The 20,834-nt window shown below is 67.6% G+C and carries 28 protein-coding genes, 1 tRNA gene and 1 other RNA gene; 4 read left to right on the top strand and 26 right to left on the bottom strand.

Annotated elements, in window-relative coordinates; translation table 11 throughout:
• Positions 1–133: 133 nt before the first annotated feature.
• Positions 134–503, top strand: a transfer-messenger RNA (tmRNA) gene (gene ssrA, locus AVW09_RS06995).
• A gap of 422 nt (positions 504–925) precedes the next feature.
• Here ssrA and AVW09_RS07000 read toward each other — a convergent pair.
• Together AVW09_RS07000 and AVW09_RS07005 are read right to left on the bottom strand one after the other, a co-directional pair.
• Complete coding sequence (locus AVW09_RS07000; RefSeq protein ID WP_063257368.1) at positions 926–1,378, bottom strand: SMI1/KNR4 family protein; 453 nt, start codon at positions 1,376–1,378, stop codon at positions 926–928.
• Positions 1,379–1,470: 92 nt separating this feature from the next.
• Positions 1,471–2,010: a YaeQ family protein gene (locus AVW09_RS07005; RefSeq protein ID WP_063257369.1), complete on the bottom strand. Its 540-nt coding sequence runs from the start codon at positions 2,008–2,010 to the stop codon at positions 1,471–1,473.
• A gap of 60 nt (positions 2,011–2,070) precedes the next feature.
• Between AVW09_RS07005 and AVW09_RS07010 the strand changes: the two genes are divergently transcribed.
• Positions 2,071–2,325: a hypothetical protein gene (locus AVW09_RS07010; protein ID WP_063257370.1), complete on the top strand. Its 255-nt coding sequence runs from the start codon at positions 2,071–2,073 to the stop codon at positions 2,323–2,325.
• Here the strand turns inward: AVW09_RS07010 and AVW09_RS07015 are convergent.
• A complete protein-coding gene (locus AVW09_RS07015) occupies positions 2,316–2,894 on the bottom strand; it encodes a hypothetical protein (RefSeq protein ID WP_442922738.1) in 579 nt (192 codons plus the stop codon). The two genes, AVW09_RS07010 and AVW09_RS07015, sit on opposite strands and share 10 nt — an antisense overlap.
• Positions 2,891–3,715 (bottom strand): inositol monophosphatase family protein, encoded by an 825-nt coding sequence (locus AVW09_RS07020; RefSeq protein WP_063257730.1) that lies wholly within the window; start codon positions 3,713–3,715, stop codon positions 2,891–2,893. Before AVW09_RS07020 ends, AVW09_RS07015 begins: the two co-directional genes overlap by 4 nt.
• 112 nt (positions 3,716–3,827) lie before the next feature.
• On the opposite strand from AVW09_RS07020, the gene AVW09_RS07025 reads away from it, so the two are divergent.
• Positions 3,828–3,900 (top strand) — tRNA-Lys (locus AVW09_RS07025).
• 162 nt (positions 3,901–4,062) lie between these two features.
• On the opposite strand, the gene AVW09_RS07030 is transcribed toward AVW09_RS07025, so the two are convergent.
• From AVW09_RS07030 to AVW09_RS07105, 17 genes are all read right to left on the bottom strand, one after another.
• Positions 4,063–4,344, bottom strand: coding sequence for a hypothetical protein (locus tag AVW09_RS07030; protein WP_063257372.1), 282 nt, complete (start codon positions 4,342–4,344; stop codon positions 4,063–4,065).
• Positions 4,345–4,397: 53 nt separating this feature from the next.
• A complete protein-coding gene (locus AVW09_RS07035) occupies positions 4,398–6,008 on the bottom strand; it encodes a putative Ig domain-containing protein (RefSeq protein WP_156495988.1) in 1,611 nt (536 codons plus the stop codon).
• Positions 5,990–6,574: a hypothetical protein gene (locus tag AVW09_RS07040; RefSeq protein WP_063257374.1), complete on the bottom strand. Its 585-nt coding sequence runs from the start codon at positions 6,572–6,574 to the stop codon at positions 5,990–5,992. Before AVW09_RS07040 ends, AVW09_RS07035 begins: the two co-directional genes overlap by 19 nt.
• A gap of 7 nt (positions 6,575–6,581) precedes the next feature.
• A complete protein-coding gene (locus AVW09_RS07045; RefSeq protein ID WP_063257375.1) occupies positions 6,582–8,048 on the bottom strand; it encodes a hypothetical protein in 1,467 nt (488 codons plus the stop codon).
• Positions 8,045–8,254, bottom strand: coding sequence for a hypothetical protein (locus tag AVW09_RS07050; protein ID WP_063257376.1), 210 nt, complete (start codon positions 8,252–8,254; stop codon positions 8,045–8,047). Before AVW09_RS07050 ends, AVW09_RS07045 begins: the two co-directional genes overlap by 4 nt.
• 195 nt (positions 8,255–8,449) lie before the next feature.
• On the bottom strand, positions 8,450–8,635 hold the full coding sequence (locus AVW09_RS07055) for a hypothetical protein (protein WP_063257377.1): 186 nt from the start codon (positions 8,633–8,635) through the stop codon (positions 8,450–8,452).
• Complete coding sequence (locus AVW09_RS07060) at positions 8,632–8,862, bottom strand: hypothetical protein (RefSeq protein ID WP_063257378.1); 231 nt, start codon at positions 8,860–8,862, stop codon at positions 8,632–8,634. The genes AVW09_RS07055 and AVW09_RS07060 overlap by 4 nt, the downstream gene beginning before the upstream one ends.
• Positions 8,859–9,254, bottom strand: a complete 396-nt coding sequence (locus AVW09_RS07065) for a hypothetical protein (protein WP_063257379.1) — start codon at positions 9,252–9,254, stop codon at positions 8,859–8,861. Before AVW09_RS07065 ends, AVW09_RS07060 begins: the two co-directional genes overlap by 4 nt.
• A 93-nt stretch (positions 9,255–9,347) precedes the next feature.
• A complete protein-coding gene (locus tag AVW09_RS07070; RefSeq protein ID WP_063257380.1) occupies positions 9,348–9,575 on the bottom strand; it encodes a head fiber protein in 228 nt (75 codons plus the stop codon).
• Positions 9,572–10,720, bottom strand: coding sequence for a phage major capsid protein (locus tag AVW09_RS07075; RefSeq protein ID WP_063257381.1), 1,149 nt, complete (start codon positions 10,718–10,720; stop codon positions 9,572–9,574). Before AVW09_RS07075 ends, AVW09_RS07070 begins: the two co-directional genes overlap by 4 nt.
• 2 nt (positions 10,721–10,722) lie before the next feature.
• Entirely contained in the window at positions 10,723–11,190 is a 468-nt protein-coding gene (locus AVW09_RS07080) for a hypothetical protein (RefSeq protein ID WP_063257382.1), read from the bottom strand.
• Positions 11,191–11,192: 2 nt separating this feature from the next.
• Complete coding sequence (locus AVW09_RS07085) at positions 11,193–12,401, bottom strand: hypothetical protein (RefSeq protein WP_063257383.1); 1,209 nt, start codon at positions 12,399–12,401, stop codon at positions 11,193–11,195.
• A gap of 56 nt (positions 12,402–12,457) precedes the next feature.
• Positions 12,458–13,984 (bottom strand): hypothetical protein, encoded by a 1,527-nt coding sequence (locus tag AVW09_RS07090; RefSeq protein WP_063257384.1) that lies wholly within the window; start codon positions 13,982–13,984, stop codon positions 12,458–12,460.
• 39 nt (positions 13,985–14,023) lie between these two features.
• Positions 14,024–15,748, bottom strand: a complete 1,725-nt coding sequence (locus AVW09_RS07095; RefSeq protein WP_156495989.1) for a hypothetical protein — start codon at positions 15,746–15,748, stop codon at positions 14,024–14,026.
• Positions 15,745–16,251, bottom strand: a complete 507-nt coding sequence (locus AVW09_RS07100) for a hypothetical protein (RefSeq protein WP_156495990.1) — start codon at positions 16,249–16,251, stop codon at positions 15,745–15,747. Before AVW09_RS07100 ends, AVW09_RS07095 begins: the two co-directional genes overlap by 4 nt.
• A gap of 22 nt (positions 16,252–16,273) precedes the next feature.
• The gene (locus AVW09_RS18440) at positions 16,274–16,567 is read right to left on the bottom strand and encodes an HNH endonuclease (RefSeq protein WP_082822859.1); all 294 of its coding nucleotides are present in this window, start codon (positions 16,565–16,567) and stop codon (positions 16,274–16,276) included.
• A gap of 486 nt (positions 16,568–17,053) precedes the next feature.
• Positions 17,054–18,466, bottom strand: coding sequence for a DNA sulfur modification protein DndB (locus AVW09_RS07105; protein ID WP_063257387.1), 1,413 nt, complete (start codon positions 18,464–18,466; stop codon positions 17,054–17,056).
• 160 nt (positions 18,467–18,626) lie between these two features.
• On the opposite strand from AVW09_RS07105, the gene AVW09_RS07110 reads away from it, so the two are divergent.
• Entirely contained in the window at positions 18,627–18,881 is a 255-nt protein-coding gene (locus AVW09_RS07110) for a hypothetical protein (RefSeq protein ID WP_063257388.1), read from the top strand.
• Positions 18,882–18,974: 93 nt separating this feature from the next.
• On the opposite strand, the gene AVW09_RS07115 is transcribed toward AVW09_RS07110, so the two are convergent.
• The 5 genes from AVW09_RS07115 to AVW09_RS07135 are packed head-to-tail and all read right to left on the bottom strand — an operon-like array spanning position 18,975 to position 20,831.
• Positions 18,975–19,274 carry a hypothetical protein gene (locus AVW09_RS07115; RefSeq protein ID WP_063257389.1) on the bottom strand — a complete coding sequence of 100 codons (300 nt, stop codon included), beginning with the start codon at positions 19,272–19,274 and terminating at the stop codon, positions 18,975–18,977.
• On the bottom strand, positions 19,271–19,486 hold the full coding sequence (locus tag AVW09_RS07120) for a hypothetical protein (RefSeq protein WP_063257390.1): 216 nt from the start codon (positions 19,484–19,486) through the stop codon (positions 19,271–19,273). Before AVW09_RS07120 ends, AVW09_RS07115 begins: the two co-directional genes overlap by 4 nt.
• The gene (locus tag AVW09_RS07125; protein ID WP_063257391.1) at positions 19,483–19,815 is read right to left on the bottom strand and encodes a hypothetical protein; all 333 of its coding nucleotides are present in this window, start codon (positions 19,813–19,815) and stop codon (positions 19,483–19,485) included. Before AVW09_RS07125 ends, AVW09_RS07120 begins: the two co-directional genes overlap by 4 nt.
• Positions 19,816–19,839: 24 nt before the next feature.
• Complete coding sequence (locus tag AVW09_RS07130; RefSeq protein WP_156495992.1) at positions 19,840–20,097, bottom strand: hypothetical protein; 258 nt, start codon at positions 20,095–20,097, stop codon at positions 19,840–19,842.
• Entirely contained in the window at positions 20,094–20,831 is a 738-nt protein-coding gene (locus AVW09_RS07135; protein WP_063257393.1) for a hypothetical protein, read from the bottom strand. The genes AVW09_RS07130 and AVW09_RS07135 overlap by 4 nt, the downstream gene beginning before the upstream one ends.
• Positions 20,832–20,834 lie beyond the last annotated feature (3 nt).

A 20,834-nucleotide genomic window follows, 5' to 3' on the forward strand; every position in this document is an offset into this window, starting at 1 on the left:
GTCGTGAGCCTAGGCGAGACGCCGGGAATGGCCCAGGGTTCGCATCCGTTGTAGACTGAGATGCTCGGGTGTTTCGGCATCCGAGGTTGACAACTCCACAGCGTGACGATGGTCGCTCCTGCACGGAGTTCCCGGGGCTGATCGGTTTCGACAGCGCCTGCGAATCCGCGAGAAGCGGGCCGAGGATGTGGGGTTATCTCGTAAACGCTCCCTGCAAAACAATAAGTGCCAATGCTAAGCGCACTGACTTCGCCCTCGCTGCCTAAGCGAGCCCGATAGTCCGTCAGACCGTGTGTGACCCCGCCACGGATCCTGGCGTCATTTAGGGGTCTTGCTGTGTGACGGCGTCCGGACGTCACGCGGGACTCTTCCCGGACTGGGCCTGTCGACTTAGGTGTCTGTGACAAAGGTCGGGGCCGAGCAGAACGTCTGCACAGACTGCGCCCGGAGAAAACGCGGAGACCCAGCGTTGGACGGGGGTTCGATTCCCCCCAGCTCCACGAATCATCGTCACACCGACCGAGTACAGAAGACCGCCTTTCGGGGCGGTCTTTTGCTTTATGTCGGCGTGCTCGGCGTAAGCGGGTGGCGCAGTGCGCTCCCTTCGCCTAAAGACGGATCCGACATGCAGCACGTGCAGCAAATCGGTGAAGGTGAGGTGCTGCCACTCGCGCCCGACGAGGATCTTCATGACTAATTCCGCTCCCTTGCCGACGAGGACCGGGAGCGTCTATACGCACACCTCCGGGGCGTCCTCGCGGATCTCGCCGACGACTGATCGGGGACCAGTTGCGGCCGGATAGATCGCCGCGTCGAGCCGGCGGGCAGGTGCAGCCGGGCTAGCGACCGGGTTCCTACGGCAGCGAATCACGCCGCGTTTCCCTCTTCAGAGGGCGGTGTGCGACGAGGGCGAAGGAGATCGGGATCACGAATTCGATTCGTCGAGGACCCAGTCGATGATCTCGCGCACGAATTCGGTGAAGGTCTGCCCCGTCGCTTCGAGTTCTCGAGTCTCGTGCAGAAACCAGTACACCGTTCCGCCGTCGTCGGTATCGGGTCGACCGCGAAAGCACGCAAGATCTCCGGCACCGTTGTTCAAGAACGTGATCATGTCCGAGGGGAGCCCGCCATCGGCGCGTTCGTGAAGCGTCGCGTTCGTGATGAGCATGGACGGGTGTTGGACGTCGGGTCCGAGTCCGAAGAACTCTTCGCTTCCGATCGACATCCACCCGAATGTCCGGAGGTAGACGCGGAAGTCCGGCGGGAAACTTCCCAGGAGCGCCTCTGCCTCGCCGATTTCCTGCTCGGAGACTCCGGATCCCACCTTGGCCTCGCCGCTCCGGGCGAGGGACTGAATTGCGACGATCAGATCGTCCATGGAGATCCTTCCGGGTGAGCAGCGCAGGGCGCCGACATGGATGGATGCTGGTCGGCCCTGGCGACCAGGCTATCCATCCAGACCCTTGAGCTCTACACCGCCGCCCGCGTGTGCACGTCGCTCTCGCCCGACGCGTCGTTGAGTTCGAGATACACGCGACGCTCGGTGCGGGTCAGGGTCGCGGTGTTGCGGCGCTCGATCGCGCCGGCCATCCGCTCGACGAAGCCCGCGTCGAACGAGTGCAGCAGCACGTCCTCCGCCCGATGGATGCGCTTGCCGGCCCACGGTGCGGCGACCTTCTCGGGGTCTCGGTGGGTGTAGACGGCGACCCGCTCGGCCTTCATGCTGCCCGTGTGGAGGCGGGCGGCATCCGGGGCTCCCACTTCGATCCAGGCCACCAGGGCTCCGGTGAGGTCGCGCACCATGACGGCGGGTTCGTCGGTCGCGGAGACGCCCTCGCTGAACGCGATGCCCTCCTCGTACTCGAGGCAGTAGGCGAGCACGCGCGTGAGCATGTACGGGTCGGTCTCGGACGGATGCCGAGCGACCCGGAGCTGCAGTTCGTCGTACACGCCGCGGTCGACGTCCGAGAGCTGCACCGTGAACGTGTGAATGGTCGCGCCGATAGCCACGACGATCGAGCCTACGCGACCGGCTTGCCGGGCACTGCGCTCGCGACCTAGCGTCGGAGCATGCCCGATCCCCGCACGCAGCGCATCGACGTCGGCCCCTTCCAGCTGGATCCGGATGCCGACCTCCAGACGTGGCGCGCCGTCGCGTCGGACGGTGCATCGGTGCCCGCGGGAGCGTGGCGCGACTGGGTGGCGCTGGCGCAGCGCGTGCTCCAGCTCGACGTGATCTGGCGCGAGCGCGAAGCGCGGGGCGACGCGTGGGACCAGGGGCACGCGGCATCCGGATCCGTGGATGCCGTCAATCCCTATCGCTGACTCGGCGGCCAATCGATCAGGACGAGGCTCTGCTTCGTGTCGGCGACCTTCACGAAGCCGTCGCCGAACAGGTAGGTGATGCCGTAGCCGTCCACACCGCGACCGGCGAGCCATTCGGGGTTCTCGGTCACGTAGACGTCTCCGTTGGCGGCATCCTCACGCTTCCAGCCGGAGGCCACGAGGTCGCGCTCCGCCTTGTCGGCGGCGGTGGCGTCGATCGGCGCCCACCCGAACATCTGCACCCCGGCGGCGGTCGCCGAGCCGTCGCTCCACTTGCACAGGATGCCGTCGGGCACCTCGGTGGCACCGACACGGAACGGCTCGCTCTGCGCCTTCCACCCGATGCTGCGGAAATCGGCGGCGGTCGAAGAGAGGATGATGGTCTCGCACGTCGGGTCGGCGGCTTCGTCATCCGGGGGATCCGTGGGCGTTGCGGCGGGAGTTTCGGCCGAGTCGCCCGTCGGCACCGGTGAGGGAGTCGTCGGGGCTGCGGCGGTCGGGGTGCACGCGGTCAACACCAGCGCCGTCAGGAGCGCCGCCGATGCCGCCGCGAGTGTGCGCCGCATCACGGGGTGTCCTCCGCGTGGAGGAACGCGAGGAACGCGTCGTGCAGCACGCCGTTCGTCGCGAGGGACGACCCCGCGTCCAGTCGGTCCGATCCGTCGAACGCCGAGAAGCGGCCGCCGGCCTCCCGCACGATCGGTGCGATCGCCGCGATGTCGTACTCCTTCACGCCGAACTCCGCGACGAGCTCGAGGCGCCCTTCGGCGAGCCACATATAGGGGAGTGCGTCGCCGTATCCGCGGTCGCGCCACACGGCGCGCGTGAGGCGCTCGAGCGTCGGGACGAGGTCGACGTCGTCCCACTGCTCGATGCTCTGGAAGCTGATGCTCGCGTGCGCGATCTCCTCGACACCGGACACATGGATGCCACGTGCCTCGCCGTCGCGGCCATTGGTCCACGCGCCGTGCCCCGTGGCGGCCCACCAGCGCCGGCCGAGCGCCGGCTGACTCACGACGCCGACCTGCGGCACACCGTCGACGGTGAGCGCGATGAGCGTCGCCCAGACCGGGATGCCGCGCATGTAGTTGTGTGTGCCGTCGATCGGGTCGATGACCCACCGGCGTGCCGTGTCTCCCGTGGTGCCGTACTCCTCACCCAGGATCGCGTCGTGAGGGCGCTCGGCATCCAGGATCTCCCGAATGGCACGCTCGGTCGCCAGATCGGCCTCGGTGACGTGGGTGCGGTCGGGCTTGGTGTCGATGCGCAGGTCGGCGGCGTCGAAGCGGGCCATCGCGACCGCATCGGCCGCGTCGGCCAAGCGCAGGGCCAGCGCGAGGTCGTCGCTCAGGGACGGTCCGTGGAGCGCGGACGAGAGAGTCTCATCGATGGGGGACACGCGTCCAGGATAGACGGCGATGCGCGGCCGATTTGGCGCGGCCACGTCACGCCTGGTAACGTAATCCCTCGGTTCGGAACGCGTTTTCCGGGCCGAACGGAACGCACCTCTAGCTCAATCGGCAGAGCAACTGACTCTTAATCAGTGGGTTCTGGGTTCGAGTCCCAGGGGGTGCACAAAAAATAACCCGGTCAGACGGGTAAATCGCGGCCCGGCCCTCAGGTGAGGTGCCGGGCCGTGGTACTTATGTGGTACTCGGGGTCCTGACTGCGTCCTGACTGGCGTGGTACACCCCGCGGGGGAGAGCCTGAGAGCATCCCCAGAGTCGCCGGAATGCGTTAGGCCCGCCGGACGGCGCAGGCATTCCTCCACACGACCGGCTCCCAGTGGTCTCCGTTCGCGTCGAACGCCAGCATCACGACTCGGTCGTTCGCGCCCCGCGCGACACCGGCGACCCGCTCGGCGGGGCGATCGCGCCACTGCACCCACGCCCAGACGGGACGGGGCTCCTTGAACCACTCGATCGGGTTCGGGCCGAACGCCTGCTGCGGGAGCGTGATCGGCGCCTCGCGCGCCAACGTCTGCTTGAGCTTCTCGCCCGTGACCTTCGTCGAACCCATAGACCGGTCCCCTTCCCCGGCCGGTTCCAGGGTACGTCACCGCGGGGCGGTCGTCAGGCGGCGGCGACCTGGCCGCTGAACGTCGCGGACGCCGACTGCCCCGTGGACCCGGTCGCGGTGAGCGTGAAGCTGTACGCCCCGGCGGTGGTCGGCGTCCCCGTCAAGGTGACGTTGTAGTCGTTCGGCTGGTAGGCGTCGTTGTCGGCGCCACTGAGCGTCAGTCCCGCGGGGAGGGAGCCGGCGGTGAGCTGGATGCTTCCCGGCTTCTCGCAGTAGAAGGTGATGACGGAGTTGACGGCCGCTCCGACGGTGAGGGAGGGGAGGGAGCTGGTGCGGAATCCCGTCGGCGTTGCCACCCGCACGTAGATCTCCCGATCGGTGTAGCCGCCGGATGCCGACGCCCGCACGACCACCTTCTGCGCGCTCGTCTGGCCTCCGTTGGACGTGCCGGTTATCACGCCCGAGCTGCTGAGGGAGAGGTTCGCCAGGGGCGGGTAGTCGGCGAACCGCTTGCCGACCGTCGGCAGGGACCAGGAGACCGGGGAGGCGCCGGTGGCGGCGAGCTGGAAATTCACGGCCACGCCGGCGTCGATGATCACGGAGGTCGTCGTGATGGTCGGGATGGGCAAGCTGGGGTCGAATACGGTCGTCGTGAACGCCCGGTCGGTCTGCCCGGCGCTGTTGGCCGCGCGGAGCGTGAACGAATAGGTTCCACCCGTAGTCGGCGTGCCAGCGATAGCGCCGGTCGAGCCGTCGAGCGTGAGACCCGGCGGTAGCGCGCCACTAGCGATCGTCCAGGTCACGGATTCGGCCACCTCGCTGATGAACCGGCGAAAGAACGGTGTACCGAGGGACAGCGTCGGGATGTCTCGCCCCGTCACGCACGGGACGAAGGGGCCGACTTCTGCGCCGTTGACGACGTACGGCGGAATCCGGTCGGTGGCCCACGAGTAGCGAGGGAGGTCGGGGAACATCTCGAGGAACAGGGCGCGGATGTGGCCCGCGATTTCGTTGCTCCGACCAGAGAGCACCCACAGGCCACGAGTGAAGCCCGCGGTCCAGGAGACGTTCGTCTGGAGGGCAAACATCTCGGCGAACCACTCACTGTGATTGGTCTTGCCGTACGCGTTCGCGTCGATGCCCGGCCAGGCGCGCTCGATAGCCTGGATGAGCTCGCCATTGGTCCCCGTGATGTCGTACTGCGATCCAGACACGACCGGCGTGGAGTCACCGGGCGCCCTCCACATCTGGTCGACGTGATGCCCGTATTCGTGATTGAGGATGCCTGGACTCTTCTTCACCAGGGCCGTGACTGCAGCGCTGTAGAGGCCGGACCACGTGGTGTTCGGCAGCGACACGGCCGAGAGCGAGCAGACCAGCCGTTTCGCCGCGGGCGTTGCCTCTGCGCTTACGGGTTCGCCGACGAAAATCTGTAGAGCACGGGGCCGGCCGTCCACGGGGGTCCACGACTCGCCGACGCGGGCTGACGGGGGTATCAGAGCGAGGTCGGCCGAGATGATCGACTGGAAGCCGACGACGCTCAACTGGTCGCTCTTGATGTCCGGTCCGAGGCTGTGGATTCCGCCGATGCCGCGGGGCAGGGTGATCGGTCGCGCGATCGTCGCCGCATCGTTCTCCTCGAGGATCACGAGACGGACCTCCACCAGAGCACGGCACTGAGGTTCTGCGGCATGGTCCCCCCGGAGGGTGCCTGCAGGATCTCGCAGCGAATGACCGACTCGGTCGGGAGGCTGGGGGCGGATGCGAAGATGCGCTTGCCGGTGTCACTGGCCGCCTTCTGCCATCCGCGTGTCTGAGGTGCGGACCAGTCGAGCGAGATGGAGCCGAGCGGGGAGCCGTCGGCGGTGAATCGGACAATCGTGGTCCCACTGGACGACCCCGAACCGATCGCCTGCACGGTCAGCGTCGCGCCGACGAGCTCAATGGTCCCCGTGGGGGGAGTCACGAGTGCCGCGCCGCTCGTGCGCGGAGTGACGCTCGAGGGGAAGAACCAGACGGTCGCCTGCAGTCCCGAGCTCGTCCCGCCGCCGCCACCGCTCACGCTCGGCGTCGCCCAGCGGACGCCGGCCGGCTGCCCGGAGTCGGCGGTGAGAACCTGTCCGTCGCTTCCCAAGCCGACCCGGATGGGCGCGTCGTTGCCGGAGCCGACGATGAGGTCGCCCTTGGCGTCGACGATGCTAGGCGCGATGAAGTCGAGGGTGGTATCCATTGGGCTCCTAGTTCCCATCGAAGGACAGGAGAATGACGCGGGTAGTGACTGTTCCAGCCGAGTTCGTCACGATGCAGCGGAGGTATGTGGTCTGGGTTCCGTCGGCGTAGGTGGCCGACGTGGCGCCGGCGATGTTTGCCCAGCCGGAGCTCCCGTTGGCGCTGCTCTGCCACTGATAAGTGATCGTGCCGCCGGCGGCGCGCACGCGCACCGAGCCTCCGCCCCCGACGTAGGTGGTCAGGCTGTCCGGCTGCTCGATGATCGTCGGGCCGGCGGGGTTGGGGATGATGATGGTGCATCCGCCGGATGTCGAGATCGAACCGCCTGCGCCGACGGCTTCGGCGACGTAGGTGATGCCGGATTGCGCGGGGGTGAGGTTGCTCACCGTCAGAGAGGGAGTTGTCTGCGGGAGGTAGACCGTCTGTTGGCTTGTGCGCCACCGGTAGGTGATGGTGCCGGAGCCCGTTGCCGCGACGGTCAGGGTGCGCGTCGACCCGGGGGCCGCCACGATGTATCGGGTGAGGCCGGGGAGGATGCGGGGGTAGGTGTCGCTCCCGTTGATCACCTGGACGCGGACAGTGTCGGACCGCACGGAGCCCGAGGCATTGGTGACGCGAGCTCGGTAGAAGTAGGCGCCGTAGGTGGTCAGCGAAGAGGTGGTGATGGTCAGCGTCGCGTTCGTCTGGTTGTAGGAGTCCGTCCACTCCGAGTCGGGCGCGTCGGGTCCCGCGGTCGTCGTCTCCCAGGCGTAGCTCGTTGCGCCCGTGGCGGCCACCGTCAGGGTCACATCGGCACCGACGGCCACCGCGGCGGGGCTGACGGGCTGCGTCGTGATGACGGGTGCGCCCGTCGGTGAAACACGCAGGCGCGCGGCGGTCGAGGTGACGCTGCCGAGGCTGTTCGAGACGAAGCAGCGGTAGTAGGTCTCGTTCTGCCCGGTCGTGAGCGTGGGGGTCTGGTAGGACGCGCTAGTCGCACCGGTGATCGCGGTCCAATCAGCGAAGTTACTGCTGACGTACCACTGGTAGTTCAGCGGGGTTCCCGTCGCCGTCACCGTGAACGTCACGCGCGAACCGCCCGCGGCGTAGGTGCTGATCACCGGGTCGCCAGTGAGTGCCGGCGCGACAGGGTTCGTCGGAGTGCCGCCGTCTGTGGAGCTGCTGATGGTCAGGCGCACGATCCCGGGCGCGATCTCCTGCGTGCTCACGCCGAGGTTGCCGCCTCCACCGCCTCCGTCGCCGCCGCCGACGGGCGGGTTCTCCAGGAGGTACTGGTCGACGAGAGCTTCGATCTGGCCGACGGTGACGCCGACGGGAGGGAGCTGCAGCCAGCGCTTGACGCCGTCTCCGACGCGGAACTGGTTGTTGGTGACGTCGACGCCGATCTCGCCGTTCCCGAGGATCGGGTTCACCGACGTCCACTCGGCCGCCGTGGCGACGCGCTGAAAGGTGCGGGCTTTGATTTCGGTGGTCATGCGCCACCTCCGCGGAGGATGACGGCGTCGGCGTCGGTGGATGCTGCGAAGACGATGTCGACGCCTTCGGAGAGCACGGCGTCGCCGCCCTGGAGGACCGTGACGTCGTCCGGCAGCTTCTCGAGCTGGCGGAACACGCGGGCGTGATCGCGGTCGTACGAGCCGGTCTTGCCGGTCGTGAGGTCGAGGTATCGTCCGCTGTTCACGGGCGCGGAGTCTAGGTCTGCGTCGGCATCAATATGCGTTCGCCCTGAGATGGTGTCGCGGTCCAAATCTGGGCCCAAATGCGAAAGGTCGGCCCCCTATTCTGAACGCTAGGACCGTTGGTTTTTCCCTGAGCCCCGGGCCGAGTGGGGTCTTGGGGCCCCCACGCGCGGCGGGAGTTTCGGGCCCGCCGCGCGTCAGTTGGTGGGGCCGTCTTCGGGCAGCGTCGGGATGTACGGATTGTCCGGCCCGCGGTCCTCCGGCGGTCGCTCGTCCAGGGCGACGCCTTCGCAGATCGCGCACACGCCCGTCGGGAGGTATGGGTCGACGTCGACGAGCTCGTGGCCGCCGGCTGCGGTGTTGTGGACGTCGACGGGGCTCATGTGACGGAAACCGAGCCCATCGCGGTGCCGGGGAGCACTGTCGGCCACGCTTGCGCTGTCATCCAGCTCATCGCGGTGCGCAGGATCGTGTCCGGGATGTAGTTCTGGCCGGACACGAGGGAGGCGGGGGAGGTGCCGCTCCATCGCTCGATGGCGATGGTGCCTGCGGGCAGGGCTTCGAGCTGGCCGAAGCCGGGAACGCGCCCGCGCAGGCGCACGAGCGTCACAGGCACACCCCCGCGCGACGCGTGGCTACCACGAAGAACGAGTCGGCGTCCGCGGCGTCGCGGGCACTGGCCTCCTGGAAGAGGGTACGAGCGATGGTGTTGAGGTCCGCGCCGCGGGCGCTGACCGTGAGGCCGAGGTCGTCGGCCTTCACGCTGAGCTGCCCCTGCTGTGCGTAGAAGAGGGCGAGCTGTGTGACGAGCTGGCCGCCAGCGCGGAGGACGCTACCGCCCGCGATCGCGAGGGCGGCGGTGAGCTCGGCGTCCGACCAGACGGCGAACAGCTTCGTGCCGGCGGGGGCGGCGGCGGATGTCGTGGCGTTGGTGTCGCCGAGCAGGTAGCGGAGTTGCCCGACGGGCGTGGTCGGGTCGACGGGGAAGGCTCCTGCGGTCATGGCGGCGGAGTCTACGACCGGGATTGCACGCTATTCGCTTCGAGAGACGACGAAGGCCCCCGCCGGGTGGGCGGGGGCCTGGTCGGGCCGGGGTTACGCGATGACGCCGGCGGTGCGGAGGGAGGCGAGAAGGGCGTTGAGGCTGGTCTGCGTGGAGGCGGCGTCGGTGGCGTTGGCCACGGCGACACCCTTCTTCACGCCGCCGGCGATCGTCGGCGTGGCCGCGGGGAGGTCACCCACCACGGCGAACGGCTGGGGCGTGTTCTCCCCCGGAGCCGGGGCTGTGCCCCGACTCAGGGAGATGGGCTTGGGCTTGCTCACGCCTGGCCCGTGCCGTTCGACGCGACGATCCAGCGGTCGTCCCAGAGGACGGAGCCGCGCACCAGGCGCGCCCGCATGGAGATCGTGTCGGCCTCGTAGGAGCCCTCGAAGGCGTCGACCGTGGCGCCGCTGAGCAGGAAGCCGGCGTCCGACTTCATGCGCAGCTCGATGTCCTCGTACCCGCGGAGCTTGAGCAGCTCCCAGACCGGGCGGCCCTTGGTCGTGCCCGGCTTCGGCACCAGCTTCCAGGAGCCGGCGGCGATCCGGTCAGACTCGACGATCGTCACGTTCGGGAGGAGCTGGCCGAGCGGTGCCGGGCGCAGGCGCAGCGAGCCCTCCTGCTCTTCGATGACGGCGTTGAACCGCTCGAGCATCCAGAGCCACTTCTTCTTGCCACCGGTGGGCAGGAAGAGGTTGTAGGCCGAGATCTCGCCGATCTTCCGGTTGTTGATCGTGACCTGCTCGTGGAACATGCCGGCGGCGATGATCGCCTCGACCGACAGCGGAGCGTTCGGCGGGACGATGGTGCCGTCGGGCAGCGTCACGGCCGACGCGGGGAGCACGGCCTCGTCGAGCGCGTCGAAGATCTCCTCGTAGGTGGTCGTGCGCTGGGTGTCGCGGAGCGCGTCCGGGATCTGCTCGAGCAGGCCGGTGAGGGAGTCGTTGATCTTCGACTCCCAGGTGAACTCGAAGCGCGCACCGTACTTGCCGAGCTTCTCGTACATCGAGTCCTGGGTGCCCTTGACCGTGACGATCGGGTAGCGCGTGCCCTCGGGGATCGACGCGAGTCGGCCGCGGGGGCTGATGCCGGGGCCCTCGAACTTGCCCAGGCCGATGAGGTCGAGCAGCGTGACGGGGTTGAAGTCGCGCACGGTGCGCGTGGTCACCAGGCCGTCGATGACCTGCTTCTCGTCCTCGGGGAGCTGGGGGATCACCTGCATGTTGATGAGGTGGGTCAGCGAGAACCCGATGGACGAGCTGGTGAACAGCTCGGCGAGGGTCGCGTCGGCGATGCGGTTGCCGGCGAGGGCGGCCTCGAACAGCTCCTTGGCGCGCGCCAGCTTGGCCTCGTTGACGAGGGGGTGGACTTCCAGCTTGCCATCGAGGGTGATGGGGTTCTGGTAGTTCTCGAGCAGGGTGCTCATGGTCAGCGTGCTCCGATCAGCTTGACGGGGAGGCGGCCGGCGGCCTTGGCGTAGGTGGCCGTGTAGTTCACGCGGCCGACGAGGGTGTTGGAGGTGGAGTCCAGGGTCAGTGCGCCGCCGGGGGTGACGTAGACCTTGGTGCCCTGGGCCGTGGTGGTCGGCGTGGGCGTGGTGCCGGAGCTGACGACACCGTCGAATTCCCACGTGCCGTTGAGGGTGACGCCTGCGGCGTACTTGCCCGCGCCGCCAGCGGTCGCGTCACGGTTCGACACGCCGGGGCGGACGATGCCGCTGACGGTGTGGGGGCCGTACGTGACGGAGGTGCCGGGGACGCCTTCGGTGTCGGTGAGGACGATGGCGGCCACGCCCGCCTGGACGGCGAGGGTGAGGGCCGGGGTGGGGGTGTCGAAGTACCAGACTTCGGTGGCCTCGTCGCTGTGCGCGAAGACCTCGATCGTTGCCTTGGCCATGGTCACTTACCTCCGAGTCCGCTGACGGTCCAGCTCTTGACGGGGGATCCGCCCGTGGCGGCCTCGGCGGCGACGTACGAGCCGGGGATCGTGGTGGCGGCGGCTGCGGGCGTCTGAGCGCCCTGCGCGGTCTTCGCCTCGGCCGCGACGGACGTCGCGAGGGTGATGCCCGCGCTGATGTCCTTGCCGGCCTTGAGGTCGGCGACGAGCGCCTCCTTGAGGGTGGGAACGAGCTCGATCCCGTCGATCTTGTTGATCGACTCGAGCGCGGTGATGGCCGACGCGACAGCGTTCGGAGCGTCGGCCGGCTTGGCCCCGGCGGCGGCCGCCTCGGCGGCCGTCTTCTGCTCCTGAACGAAGTCGGTCAGCGGCTGGAGGGCGGCGCTCACGTTGGCGCCGAGCGCCTCCGCGATGGCCTTGATGGCCTTCTCGTCCATGCTGATGTCCTTCTGGTGGGTGGATCCGGGCGCCGGGGTGGAGCCAGGCTGGGCACCCTCGGCGATGCCGAGGGAAGACTTCTCGCGCTTGCCGGCGAGACCGATTGCGAAGCCCGCGGCTTCGCGGAGGACCGTCTGGTCGACGATGCGCTTGGCGCTCTCCAGGGCCAGCGAGACGACCGCGCCGTCCGCGCCGGGCACCTCGACGAAGTCGACCGAGTTGTAGGGCGCTTCGCTCATCGAGAGGAAGCGCTCCACGATCGGCAGGCCGCGCGGCCCCTTGCGGGTGGTGACGATCGGATCACCGTTCTCGTCGCGCTTGGGCTGGCCCTTGTCGTCCAGCAGGTACTCCTTCTCGAGCTCGACGGAGGCGGTGATCGAGGTTCCGATGACGTCGGCGAACTGGCGGATGAAGTCGCTCGCGTCACCTTCGGCGGCGACGGCGTCGGCGTACATGCCGTCCGCTTCTTCGACGGGATCGGAGATCGTCTTGGCGAAGATCCGGCGGACGTCACCCCCGGCCTCGCACATGCTGTCGTGGTTCGCGCGCATCCGCGTCCCCGCGGGGTGCGACTGTGCGAGGTCTCGAACGATCACGGGGACGGGGTAGTCGGCGCTGGAGCCCTCGACGACCGTGGCGCCCGGCGCCCAGCCCATGAGTCGAACTCGGAACTTCTGGCCCTCGCTGTCGGGCGTGACGGCGCGCGTGCCCTGACGGTATGCGCCCTCACGGACGACGACGCCGTTCTCGGCGGCCGGGGCTTCGTTCTTCACGGGCGCGGAGTCTAAGGACGGTGTCGAGGGAACATCGCTTCGATCGAGAATCTGTTTCAGTCCCGTCGGATGTCGTTGCTGGCGTTCCCACCCTGCTGACCGCCCGTGCCGTTCGAGCGGCCCTGCGCGGGGGAGGCGACTGAGGTGTTGCCCGATGACGCCCCGGCGGCCGGCGCGGGCTTCGGTGCAGCCTTGGCCATCGCCTTCGCGAGCAGGACGGAGGGGCGCTGATCTTCACTCGGGACGTTCGCGTGGGGGCGTCCGTAGATGTCGGCGATGCGGTCGGCGAGCTGCTGGCGGGTGATGGTGTCCTGCTGGTAGTCGAGGATCGCGGCCTGGACGAGGCGGTAGACCTCCTCACCGGTGTCGAACGGGACGAAGGAGACCGTGGCGTTGGGGGCGCCGAGCGCTGCAAGGACGCGCTTCTCAAAGGCGATGTGTTCGTCGCGGCGGGCTTGCATGGCGAGGCGTGTGGGCAGGTCGAGGGAGGAGATCGAGGCATAGCTGTCGTCGCCGGTGTCGCTGGTGAGGACAGTGGTGGGGATGTCGAGCGCGGTTGCGATGACGGCGAGCAGTGGGCGGAGGCTGTTGAACTCGTAGCCCTTCTGTGCGCCCTGGAGCACCTGGATATCGTTGGCCCCGCCGACGACCGCCATGCCGCCGGCCGTGTGGGCGGTGGCGTACTGCATGGCGACGTTGTCCGCCGCGGGCTTGTTCTTCGCGGTGGCCTTGAGGGCGAAGCGGGTGAGAGCTTCGGTGACCGATCGGCCGTCCATGTAGGCGTCGCGGGCGATGCCGTTCCAGATCCATGCGGCGAGGGCGTCGGGCGTGCCGTAGGCGAGGCCCCCGACGGGGTTTGCGTGCTGGGCGAAGATGACGTGCGTCTGGGCGACGGGGATCTTCTCGGACTTGTCCGCAGAGGTGACCGTCAGGGAGCGATTGTCCTTCGCGAGGTCGGTGAAGTACCACATCTTCAACGGGAACGATTCGCCGGTTTCGAGGTTGACGTGCGTCCACTCGCGCAGGTAGGCCCAGACGACTCCGATGCCGTCTGGGTGCATCAGCTCGGACGTGATCTGGCGGAGCGGGATGGCCTCGATCTTCTTGGTACGTTCGTCCAGAATCCAGAACGCGATGCCCTGCGTATAGAGGTTGTGCTCGCGCTTGCGCCGAGCGGCAGGGCCGAAGTAGTTCTCCTGGTTCTGCGGGTCGTCGACGTACTTCTGGATGTCAGGGACTCCCTGGCTGCCGCCGGCGGGGATGCCTCCGTGCTGGATGCCGTCCTTGAGGATGAAGTTCGCGCGGACGCGGAAGCCGCGGCCGATCCAGGGTGCGCCGGGTACAGACTCTTCGAGCTTGCGGCCCCAGTCCTTGAGGTCTTGCAGGCGAAGGCCGAACTGGGAGTCGGCGCCGCGGTCGTAGAGCCGGACCCAGCCCTTGTCTTCGCGGGCGAGGATGCTCCGCATGCGGTCGTATGACTCCGTCAGCACGGCGACGGCGCGGGCGCCTTCCTCCGTCCCGAGGGCGGAAGCCTCGGCGATGGCCTCGGAGATCTCGACGAGGACGGCGTTCTGGGCTGACATGGCGGCGGAGTCTACGGCGCGCTTAGCACGCAAACGCGTTCAAAGGGGGTAGGTGTCGCTGTCTCGGCGGTAGCGTTCGGCGACGAAGTCTGTTGGGTCGAGGAGGATGGCCTGTCCGGGTTCGAGCTGGCTGGTGGGATCGTCCTCCGGCGGGTTGACGACCTCGAGCGTGGCGTACATGCACGCGTCCGCACGGTCGGGTGACCCTCCCAGGAGGGTCTTCATGTCGGCCTTCGGGTCGATTTTGATCGCTCCATCGAGGAGCTTGTAGGTGATGAGCATCAGCTCGTCACGGAGCTGCGTGTCGGCCGGATCGAGGTCGACCTTGCCGTCCTTCATGAGGGTGTTCAGGTGGTCGTGAACCTCGTCGCGCCACTTCTTCCATCGGGTCTTGTCGCTGGAGCGGCGGGCGCCCTTGACGCTGACGACGTTGTAGTGCTTGCGGTCCTCGGCGAACTCCGGGAGGCGCATGAGGTCGGTGGTGACGCCTTCACCAACCGCCGTACCGTCGACGCGCACTTCGCGGGCGTTGGTGTATCGAGCGATCGCGTTGATGCGGCGGGCCGCGGTGAGGGTGTCCTCCTTGGTCCAGACGCCCGTGGTCTCACGCTGCTCTTCGCCGTCCATGTAGGAGATCGTCTTGGCGAAGAGTCGGACGTGCCCGCCGTGGTTGACGTAGACGACCGACTCGTCCTCACCGGTGGTGGCGATGTCGCAGCCGAGGACTGGTCGGATGGAGTCGTCGAGTTCGATCTGGGTCTCGTGGGCGCGCTGGATCTCTTCCTCGGCGAAGAAGGTGTTGTCGGCGTCGCCGGGGAATTCGCCGAGGACTTTCGCTCGGAATCGACCATTGGGGGTGCCGCCTATGCGGCGGTTGTACTGGTCGTCGTCGGGGTGCAGGTCGTCCGGCACGATGTCGCCGCCGGTCATCCACGATCGCTCCTTGTGGGCGATCCAGTGGCGAGAGGTGAGCCCCTGGAGCATGCGCTGTTGCATCGCTGGGTCGTCCGGGTAGACGATTTCGCCGGTCATCGTCGGCAGGTCGTACGCCGAGATCGTGTGCAGGTTCCAGTCGGCGCCGAGGTCGGTGTTGAACAGGTTGAAGAACATCGTTCCGCGGCGGTCGGGGTTCCCGATGCCGACGATGCGCGACTCCTGACCGGTGACGACGGCCTCGGCCGCGGTCAGCAGGTCATCCGGTAGACCACCCATCTCGTCGAGGCCGACGAGCGTGCGCCGCTTTCGCGTGCCCTGGAAGGAGGAGACGATGTCCTGGTCGGCTGGGCGCTTGCCGATGACGACCGCTTCCTTACCGGACCCATCGGGCTTCTGGTAGTTCCACTCCAGCGTTTCGGAGATCCACCCGAGGGGGCGCGCACCCTGTTTGGCCTTGGCTCGGGAGGCCATGTAGCCCCAGGAGTCTTTGAGGTACTTGAAGATGACCGTCTGGATCTGCAGGCGTCCGTTCGCGGATGCCAGGGCGAGAGATTCCTCCGGTGGCCACGCGCACACCCACCACACGATGAGGTCGGCGACGGTGAGCGATTTGCCGCAACCGTTCGCGCTCTTGATCGCGTTACGAATGCGTCCGGTGGTCGGAGTGGCGCACTCGACCATGATCTCGGCCATCTTCTCGTAGTAGCGCCGGCCGAGGACGTCGCTGGCCCACGCGAGGTAGTCGCGCTGGTAGATGGCCTTGCGCGAGCGTTCCCGGATCTCGTCCATCGCGGCATCGAAGACGGCGCCGTCGAGGAGCATGGTCACGAGTCGACCTGCTTCGCGGCGATCGCCTGGCGCGCGCTGAGCATGGCGTCCTCGACGAGGAGGTCCCATCGTTGCGCGTCGATCTCGGCGGAAAGGGCGCCCTTCATGTATGCGAGGGCATGGATCACGACCTCGCCGAGTGTGCGACCCACGTTCGCGTTGTAGGTCTCGAGTTGCTGGCTGGTGACCGCCTGGCGCTTGTCGAGGCGGTCGAGGAGGACGTTGGCGTATTGGAGCTGGAGCTTGGCGTTGTCGGCGTTGAGCTCCTCGCCGCGCATCGCCATGAGGTTCATGTGGAGGATGCGGATGAGGGCCCGCTCCTTCTGGACGTCCGTGAGCCAGTCGCCGGCGGTGAGGAGATCGTTGACGCGCTGACGGACGCGGGCGGGGGTGACGGCGCCGCCGAGTCGGCGGGAGATCTCTTCGGCGCTGATCTCCATCGCCGCCAGCTCGATGAGCTGGTCGTCCACGGACTTGCCGCGGGCCATGGGGATCTCGTTCACGGCGGGGGAGTCTAGGGCACCGCTATGCCGCCGAAGCGTAGCTCCCGCAGTCAATGAGGGGCGCTGGTGGATCGTCCAAAATCTTCGTGCCCTTGCTCAGGTTGCAAGCGGCGCAAGCGGGCGTCAGATTGCTCACGCAATGCAGCCCGCCCGAGTTCAACGGGTGAACGTGGTCGATGTGCTGCGCGAAGTCGCCACAGTATGTACACCTCCCGTGCGCCCGGCGAAGTAGCTCATCCACCGCCGCGGTGTTCACGCAGCCGTGGTCGGCTCCGCGGCGTCGCGCGCGGCGCTTGGCGTTCCGAGCCGAGACCATCGCTTTCGCGCGCGCGGTCGCCGAGTAGCCTGCCCAGTACACGCGGGTATGCGCCGCGTGGGCGTCCTTGCATGGCCGGCACTTGCATCCCAATGTGTAGCGAGCCTCGCTACCGTGCTCGGGAGGGCGCCGCGGTCGATTCACGCGCAGGGGCGAGCGCCGTGCGGCAACCCGCTTACGCTCCCGGTAGACATCCAATCGGTCTGAGTTGGCGGCTATCCACACTGTCCGCAATTGGACTCGCCGCGCGCGCTGCGCTTCGGTTGCGCGCTCCCGACGAGCGCGGCCACGGTCGCTCTCCCACTGTTTGCACGATGCACATCGGCAACGTCGCTTCTGGTAGCCAGTGCGCGTGCCGTGACTGAATGGTTGTTCCCCCACGGTTTCACCGTAACCGCGTCACTGTGGCAAAACTGCTTCCACTGAAACGACAAACCCCCTCCCGGGCGAGTGCCGGATCAGGAGGGGGTTCGTTCGCGGTGCTAACTACTTCGCGTTGAGTCGGTCCTTCGACTCCTGCGCGACCTCGGCGTTCTCTCGCTCCAGCTCCAGCTCGAGCTGCTTGGTGGAGTGCGAGGGCGCGAAGTCGATCCCTTCGTCAGGGTCTTCCTCGGCCACGGGCGCGGGCTCGGGGGCGGAGTAGACGAACGGGGCGCGGGTGATCGCCCAGTCGGTGATGAGGTTCATCAGCTCGACCGAGTCGGCCCGGCGGCCGGAGGGGCCGACGCCGTTGAGGTTGAACAGGTGGTCGGGTGCGTGCCGCTTCCAGATGGAGTTGGCGTGCGCTCGCCCGGAGGCGTGGGGGCCGAGAGCTGCGAAGAACTCCTCGACCTGCTTCGTCGACCACTTCCGATCCTTGCGGAGTTCGTAGTAGACCCCCGCGAGGATGCGGATGAACGTCTGCCCGCCCAGGAGCATCGTGTCTCGCATCTGGCCGGCGGTGATCTGGCTGTGGAGCAGCGCGTTCACCGGCGGCATCGTCTTCACCAGGAGGTCGAAGAACTCGTTGGTTTCGCGGGCGATCGCGGCCTCCTCGCCCTTCCATGCCTCGTTGTCCTTGCGGGATACGCGCCCCTCGAAGCCCTTCCGCATCGTGCGGATGATCTCGACGACCTTCGAGGCGGGGATCCAGAACGGGCTGTTCTTCTGGACGCGGTCCTTGTCCAGATCCACCCGGTTGAGCAGGAGCGGGTGCTCGAGCACCATCGGGAGCGCACGGTTGACGATCTTGCGGCTGTCGAAGCGCGCGCGAGTCGACGCGGTGATGCCCAGGGCGTTCTCGGCGATGTCGAAGAACATCTGCTTGGCTTCGTCGATGTCGTCGGTGACCTGGATCTCAACGGCCACCCGCTGGTTGTAGAAGCGATCGCGAGCACGCTCGAGCCGGTCGATCTCCTTCTGCGCGTCCAACTCGGCCCGCTTGTCGTCGGGCATCGTGCGCCGCACGGTCGCCTTGTAGGAGCGGGCCTTCTCGATGTCGGCATCGAGCTTGTCCAGCGCCATGAAGAACCCGAGGATGCGGTGCTGCCCGTCGAGGATGTGGATGTCGCCCTGGCGTCGCTTCGGGTACGACATCACGCCGAAGGCTGCGGAGGGGATCTCCTGCATCGGCTCGAAGTGGAACATGTTGACCGCGCGCAAGATGATGCCGGGGATGACCCAGCTCTCGTTCTCGATGAAGTAGCGCGCAAACGCTTCGGCGTGCGACGCGTTGATGCGACGGTTTCCCTCGGTGGGAACAGCCGGATCGGGGCGCGGCACGAGGCCCACAAGCTCGCCAGGCGTGGAGGCGAGGCCGTAGACCGAGCGCGTTCCCTGCTGATACTTGGTGGCAAAGAACTGTTGATCTGTCTGATAGGCCGACGGCGTGAATGTCGACGGCTGGACCTGGATGTCCATCGTGTCCTTTCCATACAAAGCGCCCGCTCCCGCCGGTCCGGGAGACGTTTCGCTATGTCGGAAGCATAGTCTAAAGTCGCAAGCCGGGGGGAAGTGGGCGTCCCGAAACCGCCTGCCGCCTCCCGTTCACCCGAAAATGAACAGGAAGGGTCGCGCGGTAATGACCACGCGTGTACGTGACGTCGACGGAGCCAGGGAAATCCAGCTCGACGCCACTTCAAGGGACGGCAGTGTATTCATCTCGGGGAAGGGCTTCTGCCTGGAGTTCGATCGAGGCATCCTCGAGCAGGCTCTTCGGAAGGAGCTTGGGCTCGACGTCGTGATTTCGATCGGCGATCTTCTGGGGGACGGCGTTGTTACTCCGACCGACGTAGTCGATCTCGCTCCACCGGCACAAGGCAGCCTGCGCGTGTGAGGACGGAGGCGGCCGCCCCGCCGTGATCCTCCTGGACCACGACGGGAACGACCGACTCGACCATGACGCGCTCGCCCGTGGCGAACGCTGCGCTCATGCGGCCACGTCGCCCTTCTCGGCAGCCATCTCGGGGGAGAACAGGTAGTCGAGGCGCTCGCCCTTCCCGTCCCAGTTCTCGAGCTGGCCCTTGTTGGCCTGCGAGGCGAGATGTGCGACTTCGGGGTAGGTGCCTTCGCGTTCCGCGAACCCGGGCGGGATGTCGGGGAGGGCGGCGAATCGCTCGGGGTCTCGGATGAGTTCCCGCTTGCCCGTGAGGGGCGAGCGGCCCCACTTCGCGCCCCGCTTCTGCGCTACCAGGCGGAAGCGGGGCGGGGCGTCGATCGCGGCGCTCACGCGGCCGGCTCCAGCATGATCGCGCGGTCGTTGCGCCTCGACGCCTCGAGGGCGTTCTCGATCTCGTCCCGGTTGAACCAGGCCTGGATGAGGACGTCCTGCGATCCGCGCTGCGTGCGCGCGGTGACGTGGACCTGCTCGGGGTCGCCGCCGGGCTGCGCGCCGGCGAGAAGCAGAGTGACCTGGCCTCCGTCGGAGGAGATGGCGGTCACTCGCTGTCCTCGCCGGTCGCATCAGGGGTGAACGCGGCGACGCGGAGCGAGCGTCGCACGCGGCCGCGCGTCAGCATGCGCACGACACCGTCGGAGTGGATCGAGATCTCCGCGATGTCCTTGCGGTGGACGCTGCGCTCGTGCTCGACGGCGTCGAGGAGGATCTCGACGGCTTTCGCCACCGTGGGGCGGATGGACTCTTCGAGCTCGGCGTCCAGGGTGGCCAGCGCGTCGGCCGCCGGCTGCGTGTCGATGATCGTCTCGGTCTCGGGCGCCGCGGCGGGCTTCTGCTCGTCGGCGGGCTTCGGGGTGGTGGTGTTGTCGCTCATGGCGTCTCTCCTTGTTGTGGATGGTTATCGGTGGCTCAGGGGGATGAGTTCGAGGAACTCATCGGCGGGAAAGTCTTCGGGCCAGCGCGTCCAGATCCGCTCGTAGCGGCGGTCGGCGAGGCGTGGCGGGAGGAGGGAGGCGTGGACGGTGTTGCGTGCCAATCGCCAGTAGCCCTCGTGGTTGAGGTTGTCGACCGATACCTCGGCGGGGTCGATGCCCCACTTGTGCAGGAGCATCTGCGCTCTCGCGGCGGTGCGTTCCCGTGTTGCGGGGAGGGTCATGCTGCGTCCTCGCTTCTCTGTTGTCGTGGCCAGTGGGGGTTGACGATCGCTGCGGGCTCGCCGCCTTTGGTGCGGAGCCACTCCTGCAGGGAATGGGCCTGCTCGACCTTCCAGTCGATCGACGCGAGGTGGACCTGGCGGGGAGTTATGCCGCGCAGTCGCTTGCGTCGGAACTGGGCCTGCACGATGCGGGCTGCGGCCACGGCGTCGGCCTGTGCGCCGTGCGCGTCCTCCTCCGAGAGCTGCACGCGATAGTGGGCGGCGGTGAACTGCAGCTTGCGAGAACCTTTCCGGTACCGGTCGATCGCCTTGTCGATTACGTAGCCGTCCAGCACCGTGATCCCCGATGGGGTCGTTTGCGTGCAAAATGCGAGCGGGCGAACCCAGGGCGTCACGCGTCGGCGCTCCGCCTCGAGGAGGGTCAGGTCGTACTGCAGGTTGTAGCCGGCGAGCGGCCGCCCGGAGGCCAGGCACTCCGCCTCGATGATCGCGTGGAGCTGGGCGATCATTTCGGCCGGGGTGCCCGTGGCCTCCGAGCGGGCGCGCTCGGTGGTGAAGCCGTGGATCGACGCCGCCTCCGCAGGGATGGGGATCCCCGGGTCAACAACCCAGTCCATGCCGTACGCGAGATCCCCGTTTGCATGCAGGACGCCCAGGTAGGCGGTCACGATGCGCGCGGTCAGGGGGTCGGCACTGGTGGATTCCAGGTCGAATGCGAGGGGCTCGATCCTCATGGG

This window comes from Microbacterium sp. T32 (assembly GCF_001619615.1).
Lineage (GTDB): Bacteria > Actinomycetota > Actinomycetes > Actinomycetales > Microbacteriaceae > Microbacterium.